The sequence below is a fragment of the Aeromonas sp. QDB11 genome, from assembly GCF_027705265.1.
GTDB lineage: Bacteria > Pseudomonadota > Gammaproteobacteria > Enterobacterales > Aeromonadaceae > Aeromonas > Aeromonas allosaccharophila.
The window spans coordinates 38,936-50,441 of record NZ_JAPDBM010000033.1; the positions used below are offsets into that span (position 1 = coordinate 38,936).

General features: G+C 58.8%; 12 protein-coding genes. 8 read left to right on the forward strand and 4 right to left on the reverse strand.

What is annotated here, in order from left to right; translation table 11 throughout:
* The first annotated feature begins 40 nt into the window (after positions 1-40).
* From rnr to OKC40_RS12620, 4 genes are all read left to right on the forward strand, one after another.
* Positions 41-2,434 carry a ribonuclease R gene (gene rnr, locus OKC40_RS12605; RefSeq protein ID WP_042062952.1) on the forward strand — a complete coding sequence of 798 codons (2,394 nt, stop codon included), beginning with the start codon at positions 41-43 and terminating at the stop codon, positions 2,432-2,434.
* Positions 2,431-3,180, forward strand: coding sequence for a 23S rRNA (guanosine(2251)-2'-O)-methyltransferase RlmB (gene rlmB / locus OKC40_RS12610; protein ID WP_042062953.1), 750 nt, complete (start codon positions 2,431-2,433; stop codon positions 3,178-3,180). The genes rnr and rlmB overlap by 4 nt, the downstream gene beginning before the upstream one ends.
* A 7-nt stretch (positions 3,181-3,187) precedes the next feature.
* Positions 3,188-3,757, forward strand: coding sequence for a Crp/Fnr family transcriptional regulator (locus OKC40_RS12615; protein ID WP_182938280.1), 570 nt, complete (start codon positions 3,188-3,190; stop codon positions 3,755-3,757).
* 191 nt (positions 3,758-3,948) lie between these two features.
* Complete coding sequence (locus tag OKC40_RS12620; protein ID WP_182938279.1) at positions 3,949-4,404, forward strand: GNAT family N-acetyltransferase; 456 nt, start codon at positions 3,949-3,951, stop codon at positions 4,402-4,404.
* Positions 4,405-4,476: 72 nt separating this feature from the next.
* Here the strand turns inward: OKC40_RS12620 and srmB are convergent, their stop codons facing one another.
* A complete protein-coding gene (srmB, locus tag OKC40_RS12625; RefSeq protein ID WP_182938278.1) occupies positions 4,477-5,700 on the reverse strand; it encodes an ATP-dependent RNA helicase SrmB in 1,224 nt (407 codons plus the stop codon).
* Positions 5,701-5,819: 119 nt separating this feature from the next.
* Between srmB and OKC40_RS12630 the strand changes: the two genes are divergently transcribed.
* From OKC40_RS12630 to brnQ (OKC40_RS12640), 3 genes are all read left to right on the forward strand, one after another.
* Complete coding sequence (locus OKC40_RS12630; protein WP_182938277.1) at positions 5,820-6,530, forward strand: tRNA1(Val) (adenine(37)-N6)-methyltransferase; 711 nt, start codon at positions 5,820-5,822, stop codon at positions 6,528-6,530.
* A 191-nt stretch (positions 6,531-6,721) separates the two neighbouring features.
* Positions 6,722-8,026 (forward strand): branched-chain amino acid transport system II carrier protein, encoded by a 1,305-nt coding sequence (gene brnQ / locus OKC40_RS12635; protein ID WP_075113281.1) that lies wholly within the window; start codon positions 6,722-6,724, stop codon positions 8,024-8,026.
* A 442-nt stretch (positions 8,027-8,468) separates the two neighbouring features.
* Complete coding sequence (gene brnQ / locus OKC40_RS12640; protein ID WP_232093669.1) at positions 8,469-9,746, forward strand: branched-chain amino acid transport system II carrier protein; 1,278 nt, start codon at positions 8,469-8,471, stop codon at positions 9,744-9,746.
* A 73-nt stretch (positions 9,747-9,819) separates the two neighbouring features.
* Here the strand turns inward: brnQ (OKC40_RS12640) and OKC40_RS12645 are convergent, their stop codons facing one another.
* The 3 genes from OKC40_RS12645 to zur are packed head-to-tail and all read right to left on the reverse strand — an operon-like array spanning position 9,820 to position 10,964.
* A complete protein-coding gene (locus tag OKC40_RS12645; protein WP_042656409.1) occupies positions 9,820-10,050 on the reverse strand; it encodes a hypothetical protein in 231 nt (76 codons plus the stop codon).
* A gap of 4 nt (positions 10,051-10,054) precedes the next feature.
* Positions 10,055-10,516, reverse strand: a complete 462-nt coding sequence (locus tag OKC40_RS12650) for a chemotaxis protein CheX (RefSeq protein ID WP_042656408.1) — start codon at positions 10,514-10,516, stop codon at positions 10,055-10,057.
* Positions 10,506-10,964 carry a zinc uptake transcriptional repressor Zur gene (gene zur, locus OKC40_RS12655; protein WP_005335805.1) on the reverse strand — a complete coding sequence of 153 codons (459 nt, stop codon included), beginning with the start codon at positions 10,962-10,964 and terminating at the stop codon, positions 10,506-10,508. Before zur ends, OKC40_RS12650 begins: the two co-directional genes overlap by 11 nt.
* Before the next feature lie 264 nt (positions 10,965-11,228).
* On the opposite strand from zur, the gene OKC40_RS12660 reads away from it, so the two are divergent.
* On the forward strand, positions 11,229-11,506 hold a 278-nt coding region (locus OKC40_RS12660), incomplete at its 3' end, for a transposase (protein WP_176235144.1).

An 11,506-nucleotide genomic window follows, 5' to 3' on the forward strand; every position in this document is an offset into this window, starting at 1 on the left:
GATATAATGGCTGGGTTATTACCTACCCTAAGGCCTGCTTATGTCTCAAAAAGATCCTTTCCTCCAACGCGAGGCCGAAAAATACGAAAACCCCATCGCCAGTCGCGAGCTGATCCTCGAACTCATTAAGGGTCACGAAAAGCCGATGTCCCGCGAAGAGCTGGCCAAGGCACTCAAGCTGACTGACGAAGAGCCGTTGGAAGCTTTGCGCCGTCGTCTGCGCGCCATGGAGCGCGATGGGCAGCTGGTATTCACTCGCAACCAATGTTACGCCCTGCCGGATCGTCTGAATCTGGTCAAAGGGTATGTACTCGGCCATAAAGATGGTTTCGGTTTTCTGCGCCCGGAAGGTGGTGGACCGGATCTGTATCTGAACAACCGCGAGATGCAGCGCCTGATGCACGGTGACTATGCGCTGGTGCAGCCGACCGAGATTGACCGCAAGGGTCGTCAGGAGGCGCGTCTGGTGCGCCTGCTCAAGCCCCGTGAGGCAGACATCGTCGGCCGTTACTTCGTCGAGAATGGCGTCGGTTTCGTGGTGCCGGACGACAGCCGCATCGGTCAGGACATCATCATCCCGGAAGGTGAAAACAAGGGGGCTCGCCAGAGCCAGGTCGTGGTGGTGCGCATCAACCAGCGCGCCAACTCCCGTATCAATGCGGTCGGTACCGTGCTGGACGTGCTGGGCGAGAACATGGCCCCGGGCATGGAGATTGAAATTGCCCTGCGTACCCACGGTATCCCGCATACCTGGCCAGAGGAGGTGACCAAAGAGGTTGCCGGTCTCGGCGAACAGGTACCGGAAAAGGCCAAAGAGGGTCGTATCGACCTGCGCGCCCTGCCGCTGGTCACCATTGACGGGGAAGATGCCCGTGACTTCGATGACGCCGTCTTCTGTGAAGCCAAGCGTGGCGGTGGCTGGCGCCTGTGGGTTGCCATTGCGGACGTATCCGCTTATGTGAAGCCTGGCACTGCGCTGGATGCCGAAGCCTATCAGCGCGGCAACTCGGTCTATTTCCCCGAGTTCGTGGTGCCCATGCTGCCGGAGGTGCTCTCCAACGGGCTGTGCTCGCTCAACCCGCAAGTTGACCGTCTCTGCATGGTGTGCGAGATGACCATCTCCGCCGCCGGTCGCATGTCCGGCTACAAGTTCTACGAAGCGGTGATGAACTCCCACGCCCGTATGACCTACAGCAAGGTCGCGGCCATTCTGGATGGTGATCCCAAGCTGCGTCAGCAATATGACCCGCTGGTGGGCCACATCGAAGAGTTGAACAACCTCTACAAGGCGCTCAAACATGCCCGTCACCAGCGTGGTGCGGTGGAGTTCGAGAGCGAAGAGACCCGTTTCATCTTCAACGCCCAGCGCAAGATCGACCAGATCGTGCCGCTGGTGCGCAACGACGCCCACAAGATCATCGAAGAGTGCATGATCCAGGCGAACGTGGCCGCGGCCCGTTACATCGAGAAGAACGAAGCCTTTGCCCTGTTCCGGGTGCACGACCGTCCGGGCGAAGAGCGTCTGACCGGTTTCCGTGATTTCCTGGCCGAATTGGGTCTGGAGCTCAAAGGCGGTCTCGAGCCCGAGCCGAAAGATTTTGCCGAGTTGGCCGCCAAGTTTGAAGGGCGCCCGGATGCCGAGCTGCTCTCTACCATGCTGCTGCGCTCCATGCGTCAGGCGGTCTATCAGGCTGACAACATCGGTCACTTCGGTCTGGCGTTGAAGTCCTACGCGCACTTCACCTCGCCGATCCGTCGCTATCCCGACCTGATCCTGCACCGCGCCATCAAATACCAGACTGCCAAAGAGCAACAGGGCAACCTGCGCCACAAGTGGACCCCGAGCGGTGGTTATCACTACCAGCTGGAAGAAGTGGATCCGATGGGCGAGCACTGCTCCATGACCGAGCGCCGTGCCGATGATGCGACCCGCGACGTGGCCGACTGGCTCAAGTGCGAGTACATGCTGGATCACGTGGGTGACGAGTTCGACGGCGTGATCGCCAGCGTCACCGGTTTTGGTTTCTTCGTCCGTCTGGCGGAGATCCACATCGATGGTCTGGTCCACGTCAGCACCCTCACCAACGACTACTACCAGTTTGATCCCCTGCACATGCAGCTGATCGGCGAGAACTTCCGCCGTCGCTACCGTCTGGGTGACAAGGTGCGGGTCAAGGTGATGGGCGTGAACCTGGACGATCGCAAGATCGACTTCGTGATGGTCGAAGAGCCGCTCAAGGCCACCGGCAAGAATGCCAAAGAGATGGCGCGCAAGCAGGCCGAAATCAAGAAAGAGAAGGCCAAGAGCGCCCAGCGCCACGAAAAACGCAAAGAGGGCAAGGATCACGGCAAATCCGACAAGGGTGGCCGCGCCAAGCCCAGCAACAGACGACCGAGCAAAAACGCTCGCGATAAGGCCAAGAGCACTAAATGAGTACTGAACTGATCTACGGCATTCACGCTGTATCCGCGCTGCTTGAGCGCACCCCGGAGCGTTTCATCGAAGTGTGGGCCCTCAAGGGGCGGGATGACGACCGGCTGCAACCCCTGCTGACCGAGCTTGAATCCCTCGGTCTCAAGGTGCAGAGCGTGAACCGCAAGACGCTTGATGATAAAGCCGAGGGCAACAATCACCAGGGCATCATGGCCAAGGTGATCGAAGCGCCCAAGCTGGCCGAGCACGATCTGGCCAGTTTGCTGGACAGTCTGGCCGAACAACAGACCCAGCCTTTCCTGCTGGTGCTGGACGGCGTGACTGATCCGCACAACCTCGGTGCCTGCCTGCGCAGCGCCGATGCGGCCGGGGTCCATGCGGTGATCGTGCCGCGGGACAAGGCCACCGGCCTGACCTCGGTGGTACGCAAGGTCGCCTGTGGCGCCGCCGAAGTGGTGCCGCTCATTCAGGTCACCAATCTGGCTCGCAGTCTGCGGGAGTTGAAGGATCGCGGCGTCTGGATCGTCGGCACCGCCGGTGAGGCGGATCACGATGTCTATCAGGCCAAGCTGACCGGCCCGATGGCGCTGGTGATGGGGGCTGAGGGCAAGGGGATGCGTCGCCTGACCCGCGAGCACTGCGACGAGTTGGTGAGTATCCCGATGGCGGGGGCGGTCTCGAGCCTCAACGTCTCGGTGGCAACCGGCGTCTGCCTGTTCGAAGCCGTCCGTCAGCGCCGCAGTTAATGCCGTGATGACCGACAGACCCCCCTTCAGTTGGGCGCAGGTCGCAGATAAAGAGGAGGCCGCGCGCCTCCTCTCTTTTGCCCGCTCGCTGACTCTGGCCCCCAGATCTTGCCTCTGGCACGCTGGCGACAGCCCGGATCTGCTGGTCAGGGTGGAGCGGGGGCTGCTGCGGGCCAAAGTGGTGCTGGCGGATGGTCGCGAGTACATCAAGGAGTTCTACTGGGAGGGGGACGAGTTTATCGACTTCCACCATCTGCTCAGTGGTGAACCCGCCCGCTACAGCGTGGAGGCGCTGGAGCCCTGCCGCCTGCAGTTATTCCAGCTGGCCGACCTGCGCCAGCTCTGCTGTTGGCCAGTCTGGTACCAGCACCTGCTGGAGGTACAACTGCGCATCAAGGAGGAGAAGGAGCTGTTGCTGCTGACCGGGAGCCCGCAGGCCCGCTATCAGCACTTCCTGCAATGCTTCCCCGAGCTCGATGCCAGAGTGCCGGATCACCAGATTGCCGCCTATCTCGGCATTACCCCCATCAGCCTGAGCCGCATTCGCAAGCGGTTGAAAGCACTTGGCGAGGGCTGACTTCCTCTCTATTAGCGCCCGATTTTGTGCAAAGGGGTTGGTGTTGCTCCCTATACCCTATCTACCCGCGCATTACGCTGCATCTGCAGCCTGAGCCGCATTCGCAAACGACTGAAAGAACTTAACAAAGGTTAATGCAGGGCGCTGGCGTCACGATTATGCTGGCAGGCCGAACTGATAAGGAGTCGCCGATGAACTGGATCCTGAAACCCTGGTCTGAACTGACCACTGACGAGTTGTACGAGTTGTTGGCATTGCGGGCCGAGGTGTTCGTGGTGGAGCAGACCTGCCCCTTCCAGGATCTGGATGGAGTGGATCGCCGGGACGGCGTGCTGCACCTGCTCGGTTATCAGGGCGAACAGTTGGCGGCCTATGCGCGGATCATGGCGCCCGGCATCGGTGATGAGAGCGGTGCCGCCATCGGCCGGGTGGTGACCTCGCCCAAAGCGCGTGGCGGTGGTCTTGGTCACCAGCTGATCGGCGAGGCGGTCAAGGCGTGCGAGGCTCGCTGGCCGACTCACAGCATCTGGCTAGGCGCGCAGGCCCACCTGCAGGGATTTTACGGTCAGCACGGCTTTGTGGCGGAAGGGGAAGGCTATATCGAAGATGATATCCCCCATATGGGGATGCGCAGAGCCGTGGCCTGACCGCCAGGCAAGGTGATGCAGCATGCAGAAGGGCCATCCCGTGGGATGGCCCTTCTCTTTAGTGCTTGGCGATTACTTCTTCTTTTTCTTCTTGGCGGACTTTTTCTTGTCGACCGGCTTTTTCTTCTTCACCGGTACCCGCGCTTCCTTGTGTTTCGGGCGCAGCTCGTCGATCACCCGGCGCTTGAGGCGCTCCTCGGTGTAGCGTTCGATCTTGGCAACCATCGCCATGTCGTGGGCTTCCACCAGGCTGATGGCGCAGCCACGGTTGCCAGCGCGACCGGTACGACCGATACGGTGGACGTAAACGTCGGTACCATAGGGCATGTCGTAGTTGATGACATGGCTGACGTTGGGCAGGTCGATGCCACGGGCGGCAACGTCGGTCGCGATTAGGAAGGGCACTTCCCCTGCGTGGAACTTGCGGATCGACTCGACGCGCTTGCTCTGCTCCATCTCGCCACGGATCCAGGCGCACGGGATGCCCGCCGCCTGCAGCTGGCCGGAGAGCTCCGCCAGACGCTCGCGGGTCTTGACGAAGACGATGGCTTTCTGGGTTTCCGGATCTTTCAGGATATGGATCAGCAGCGCCAGCTTGTGCGCAGCATCATCGGCCAGATGCACCCACTGGGTGATCGGGCGACGTTCGCTGCGGGGCGGCTCGGCATGCAGCTCGACCGGATCGTTGAGGATCTCGTTGGCGAACTTCTCAAGGCCAGCTCCTTCCAGCGTGGCGGAGAACAGCATGGTGTGTTTGCGATAGCGCGCTTCGGCCACGATGCGGTTCACATCCTTGATAAAGCCCATGTCCAGCATGCGGTCCGCTTCATCCAGCACCAGCACTTCGATGTCATGGCTCTCGAACTCCTCTTTCTCGATGTACTCGAGCAGACGGCCCGGGGTGGCGACCACGATGTCGGTGGTCTTGGTCAGGGCAGGCAACTGCTCATCGTGGCTGACGCCGCCGATGATGGTCTCGATGCTGAGGTTGGTGTGTGCCGCCAGCGCCTTGGCGTGGGCGGTCACCTGCAGCGCCAGCTCGCGGGTCGGGGTCAGGATCAGCATGCGGCAGGGGCCGGGCTTGCGGCGCGGGAAGTCCAGCAGGTGCTGGAGTGCCGGCAGCAGGAAGGAGGCAGTCTTGCCGGTACCGGTTGGAGCGGATGCCAGAATATCGCGGCCGTCCAGGGCTGGCTCCAGCACCATCTGCTGAATGGTGGTGGGGCGGGTGAATCCCATCTCGGCCAAGGCCCGGTTGAGGGCGGGGTGCAGGTCGAAATCATCAAAGGACTGGCTCATGGCAATACTCGGTCATTAAGGAAACGGCAGATTATAGGCGATTATCTCGTCGGCTCCTATTGGTGAGTGTGTCTTAGCCGCTATAATCGCCCACCATTTTTTCAGATGACGGGGGCCAGATGGGGCGTAGTCGCGGATTTACCTTCAAACAGTTCCATATCAATCACGATCGCTGCGCCATGAAGGTAGGCACCGATGGCATTCTGCTCGGTGCCTGGGCGCCGGTTGAACAGGCGCACCGGGTGCTCGATATCGGCACCGGCAGCGGCCTGATCGCCCTGATGCTGGCCCAGCGCAGCAGATCTGACTGCCGTCTCGATGCGGTCGAGCTGGATATTAATGCGGCCAGCCAGGCGCGGGAGAATGCGGCGGCCTCTCCCTGGGCCGATCGGGTGACCATCATAGAGAGTGCCATTCAGGATTATCAGGCCGCCCCCTACGATCTTGTCGTCTCCAACCCCCCCTATTTCGTGGCAGGCCAGTCATTTAGCGATCCGGCGCGGGCGTTGGCCCGTCATACCGGCGCCCTCGATAGTCACGGATTACTGGCAGCCAGCAATCGTTTGCTGAGCCAGAACGGTCAGGTGGCGCTGGTACTGCCGACGGCGATGGCCGATGAAATTTTATGCATCTCGGCGCATTATGATCTGCATGGGATTTGTTATACAGCTGTTATCACCAGGGAGGGTAAAGAGGCAAATCGTGTTTTATTGCTACTTGGCAGAGGATTAAACAGGTGTGAGAGGGGGGAGATTGTGATCCATTCTGCTGATGGAGCCTATTCCGACAGATATATCCAACTGACCAGCCCCTTCTATTTTAAGATGTAAATTTCGTCTTGAACTATTTTTTCACGCCATTATGCTGGTTCCAGATCGAGCGCCCGCTCCAGACCAGCTAAAACCACTGGTTGTGATGGAAAAACACGCGGGGCTCTTTTTTTATCCCCCCTGAACACACCCGGTCAGCGACCGATAAAAACTATAACAAGCAATAATTTACAAGACAGACGAGGTTGAACTTGACGAAATCACTCACATTGTCCGATGTACTCGGATTAGGGTTTATGACCTTCGCCTTCTACCTGGGCGCCGGTAATATCATTTTCCCGCCGTTGGCCGGTTACATGGCCGGTGAGCACCTCTCCCTGGCGATGTTCGGCTTCCTGGTGACTGCCGTGGGCCTGCCCCTGGTGACCATTCTGGCCGTGGCGAAAGCCGGTAACGGCTGGGCGGGCATGACCAAACTGCTGCCTGCCGGTGTCGCGACCGCGCTGGCCGTGGCCATCTATATCATCATCGGCCCGGCTTTTGCTGCGCCCCGTACTGGTCTGGTGGCCTACGAGATGGGCCTCAAGCCGTTCATCGGTGACATGGGTCAGGCGGGTCTGGCGGCCTATACCGTGATCTTCTTCGGCGTGGCCATGCTGGTTTCCATGAACCAGGGCAAGCTGATGGATGCCATCGGCAAATACCTGACTCCGGTACTGATGCTGCTGCTGCTGACCCTGGCGGTCGGGGTATTCGTGGCGCCGCAAGGCACCATGCCTGATGCGTCCGGTGACTATCAGAACAGCCCCTTCGTGAAAGGGATCCTGGAAGGCTACAACACCATGGACACCCTGGCGTCCCTGATGTTTGGCGCCCTGATCGTCGACCTACTGCGCCAGAAGGGCATCAACGATTACAAGAGCCAGTTCAAGTATCTGGCCATTGCCGGCCTCATCTCCGCCATTGGTCTGTGCGTGGTCTATGTTTCCCTGTTCCGTCTGGGTAACACCGCGGCCGGTGTGGCGACGGATGTCAGCAACGGTGGCGCCATCGTCAACGCCTACGTGCTGAGTCTGTTTGGTCAGCCCGGTCAACTGATCCTGGCCGCCATCATCACCCTGGCGTGCTTCACCACTGCCGTGGGTCTGATCTCCGCCTGTTCAGACTTCTTCCACAATCTCACCGGCATGAGCTACAAGAAGCTGGTGGTGTTGCTGGGCGTTGTCTGCGCCGTGGTGGCCAACGTGGGCCTGAGCCAGTTGATCAGCCTCTCCATTCCGGTGCTGGTTGCCATCTATCCGGTTGCCGTGGCGCTGGTGCTGGTCACCTTCCTGAAGGGTTACTTCGGTCGTCCCCGTCTGGTGTTCCGTGCTGTGCTGGTGGTTGCCTTCCTGTTCGGTTGCCTGGATGGTCTGGGTGCTGCCGGCATGAAGATGGATGCGTTCGCCTTCCTGCCGCTGTTCGACAAGGGCCTCGCCTGGCTGATGCCGACCCTGCTGGCCTGCGTAGTGGGCATGGTGGTGCGTCCGACCGAGATGGCCGCCGAAGCCGCCTGATCACGCCCGATGTGATGTTGCCAAGAGCCTGCCCCGTGCAGGCTCTTTTGTTTTTCATCTTTCTGCAGTCTGTGCTGGAGTGTGTGCCGTAGTGTCGTGATGATCGCTGTCGGCGACGTTCGTCAGTTCCACTCCTTTGCCGTCTGTGCTCCCCTCTTGGTGCAACCTCCGTTTTGTATCCTTTTGAGATTGCCAAATTTCTTGGTGATTAACTCTGCATAGTTAAATTGTTTCAATATATTAATTTGATATTGAGCTTTTATTCATTTTCTTTATGCTGAGTGAGTGATTCTTGTCCTGTCTCAGGACGAGAAAGAAGCAAGAGGTATTGTTACCGGTTATCTGCCAGGCAGTGGGTGCAATCAATAACAAGCTGATAAGGCAGATGAGGTTGGGTTTGACGAAATCATTGAAGTTGTCCGATGTATTCGGATTGGGGTTTATGACGTTTGCCTTCTATCTGGGGGCAGGCAATATCATTTTTCCGCCGCTGGCCGGTTTCATGGCCGGTGAGCATCTGCTGGCTGCCATGTGCGGCTTTTTGCTGACGGCGGTGGGCTTGCCGCTGATCACCCTGATTGCGGTGGCCAAAGGAGGGGCAGGTGGCGGCGCGGGTGGCTGGACCGGGATGACCCGCTATCTACCGGGCTGGGCCGCCACGGCACTGGCCATCGCCATCTACATCATTATGGGACCGGCCTTTGCCACACCGCGCACCGGACTGGTCGCCTACGAGATGGGGCTCAAGCCCTGGCTTGGCGAGGCTGGTCAACACGGGCTGCTGCTTTACAGCCTGATCTTCTTTGCTCTGGTGATCCTGGTCTCGCTGAATCGGGGCCGACTGCTGGATGCGGTGGGCAAGTACCTGACACCAGCCCTGATGGTGATGCTGCTTATTCTGGCGGTCGGGGTCTTTATGGCGCCGCAGGGCACTATGCCAGATGCCAGCGGCGACTATGTCGAGACTCCGCTCATCAAGGGGATGCTGGAGGGGTACAACACCATGGATACCCTGGCCTCCCTGATGTTCGGCGCGCTCATCATCGGTTTGTTGCGGCGCAAGGGTATTGAAGACTACCCGAGCCAGTTCAAATACCTGACCATCGCAGGCCTGATCTCTGCGGCCGGACTCTCGGCGGTCTATATCTCCCTGTTCTACCTTGGCAACAGCGCCGCGGGAGTGGCGAGCGATACCAGCAATGGCGGCGCCATCGTCAATGCCTATGTATTGAGCCTGTTTGGTCAACCGGGGCAGCTCATCCTGGCGGCCATCATCACCCTGGCCTGTTTTACCAGTGCGGTCGGTCTGCTTTGCGCCAGTGCCGACTTCTTCCACAGTCTGGCTGGCTGGACATACCGCAAGTGGGTGCTGCTGATGGGCTGCTTGTGCGTCCTGGTGGCCAATGTGGGGTTGAGCGAGCTTATCAGGCTCTCTATTCCGGTACTGGTGGCCATCTATCCGGTTGCCATCGCGCTGGTGCTGGTTACTTTTGCTCAGGGTGGTTTCGGTCGGCCACGTATGGTGTTTCGTGCCGTGCTGCTGGTGGCTTTCCTGTTCGGCTGTCTGGACGGACTGGGCGCTGCCGGTATGCAGATGGATGCGTTCGCCTTCCTGCCGCTGTTCGATAAGGGCCTCGCCTGGTTGCTGCCGACCCTGCTGACCTGCGGCCTTGGCATCTTGGTGCGGCCAAGCGGAAAGCTGGCTGCCGAAGCGGCTTGATTCTGGAACAACGAGATAGCAAAGAGGCCAGCAGCTGCTGGCCTCTTCTGTTTCTGCCGGATCCGTTAACAAGTCAGATTTGCGGGCCTGTCGGCTTGGGTTTGCCGTCCAGACCGTACCAGTGGGTTTGCACCCGTCCGGCATGCCACTCGAAGGTGCCCCAGGGCTGCTTGGCTTCCCAGCGGGGGAAGTTGATGAGCACCCGGTTATCCTCGTATTTGTAGAGGGAGGTGCTGATCTGGATATCCGACAGGATCAACAACAGGGCCCAGCAGATGAAAATCCATTTCAATGCTTTCCACATAGGGTTACTCGAAGCAGATTTCGATGGTGGCGCGGCCGTAATCTGATTCGAACGGCATCATGATCTTGGTGCCATCGGCCCGGTGGGTGATGGTGTGGTTGGCTCCGGAGACGATGATGGGGGTGGCCATATCAAACTCGTAACCCTTCTCACCCAGCATCCGCTTGGCGCCACCGGTTACCATGTTGGTGATTTCACCGACCATGTCGGTCACCTCTTCGTTGATGTTGGCGGGCGCTTCCCCCAGCATGCGGCGCATGATCTCCAGCGCCAGCCCCTTCTCGAAGCTGATGGAGAGGGAACCACGGGTCTGCGGGCCGACCATGCCGATCAGGCCGGAGACGTCGCCGCGCGCCAGCTCATCCATCTTGCGTTTTGGTTTGCCCGGTTTGAGTTCCAGCTGTGCCATGGTGGAGAGCACATTGAGCAGGGATAGCAGGAACGGATTTACAAAATCAGCCTTCATGATGACTTCCTACAGTGGGCGTACAGCGAGCACATTGGCCATGTGCCTCTATTGTCTTATTGGTAATCGTAAAACCATGCAAGTGGGCTTGCTCGGAAAACGCGCTATCTATGGCCGTATCGTGAAGCTCGACCACATCGCCACACTCGTCGCAGATCAGTAACTGCATCGGGTGAGCATGATCGAAGTGGCAACAGAAGATAAATGCGTTGAGCGATTCCACCTTGTGAGCAAAGCCCTGTTCGAGCAAAAAATCGAGTGCCCGATAGACGGTTGGCGGCTTGGCATTGGCTTCGGTTTGTTGCAGCTGGGCTAACAAATCATAGGCGCTGATGGCGTTGCCGTGTGCCGCCAGCAGGCGAAATACCTGACGCCGGGTCGGGGTGAAGCGGATCCCTCGCTGTATACAGAGTCGCTCGGCTCGTTGTAAAAGTTGGTCTTGATTCATGATCGCGCAGATACCCTTTCTATTAGCCGGATACTATCACAGGGCCTAGCATGGCGCGGCGACAAAATTCATTTTCTGGGGCTGCTTCACGTTGTGATAAAATCCGCCCCTTTCTTTAGCCAACCCGGATGATTTTTATGCAGGCGCAGCGTTTTTCCATCGCCCCCATGCTGGATTGGTGAGATTTTTTCTCTAGGGAAGGTGCGAACAAGTCCCTGATATGAGATCATGTTTGTCATCTGGAGCCATGAAAAAGGGTTCATCATGAGTCATCAGCTCACCTTCGCCGACAGTGAATTCAGCAGTAAGCGCCGTCAGACCAGAAAAGAGATTTTCTTGTCCCGCATGGAGCAGATTCTGCCATGGCAAAACATGGTGGAAGTCATCGAGCCGTTTTACCCCAAGGCTGGTAATGGCCGGCGACCTTATCCGCTGGAAACCATGCTACGCATTCACTGCATGCAACATTGGTACAACCTGAGCGATGGCGCGATGGAAGATGCTCTGTACGAAATCGCCTCCATGCGTCTGTTTGCCCGGTT

Excerpts from the sequence above, each read along its gene's own strand:
- rnr (WP_042062952.1), top strand. The coding sequence starts at position 41 with ATGTCTCAAAAAGATCCTTTCCTCCAACGCGAGGCCGAAAAATACGAA.
- rlmB (WP_042062953.1), top strand. The coding sequence starts at position 2,431 with ATGAGTACTGAACTGATCTACGGCATTCACGCTGTATCCGCGCTGCTT.
- OKC40_RS12615 (WP_182938280.1), top strand. The coding sequence starts at position 3,188 with ATGACCGACAGACCCCCCTTCAGTTGGGCGCAGGTCGCAGATAAAGAG.
- OKC40_RS12620 (WP_182938279.1), top strand. The coding sequence starts at position 3,949 with ATGAACTGGATCCTGAAACCCTGGTCTGAACTGACCACTGACGAGTTG.
- srmB (WP_182938278.1), bottom strand. The coding sequence starts at position 5,700 with ATGAGCCAGTCCTTTGATGATTTCGACCTGCACCCCGCCCTCAACCGG.
- OKC40_RS12630 (WP_182938277.1), top strand. The coding sequence starts at position 5,820 with ATGGGGCGTAGTCGCGGATTTACCTTCAAACAGTTCCATATCAATCAC.
- brnQ (WP_232093669.1), top strand. The coding sequence starts at position 8,469 with ATGACGTTTGCCTTCTATCTGGGGGCAGGCAATATCATTTTTCCGCCG.
- OKC40_RS12645 (WP_042656409.1), bottom strand. The coding sequence starts at position 10,050 with ATGTGGAAAGCATTGAAATGGATTTTCATCTGCTGGGCCCTGTTGTTG.
- OKC40_RS12650 (WP_042656408.1), bottom strand. The coding sequence starts at position 10,516 with ATGAAGGCTGATTTTGTAAATCCGTTCCTGCTATCCCTGCTCAATGTG.
- zur (WP_005335805.1), bottom strand. The coding sequence starts at position 10,964 with ATGAATCAAGACCAACTTTTACAACGAGCCGAGCGACTCTGTATACAG.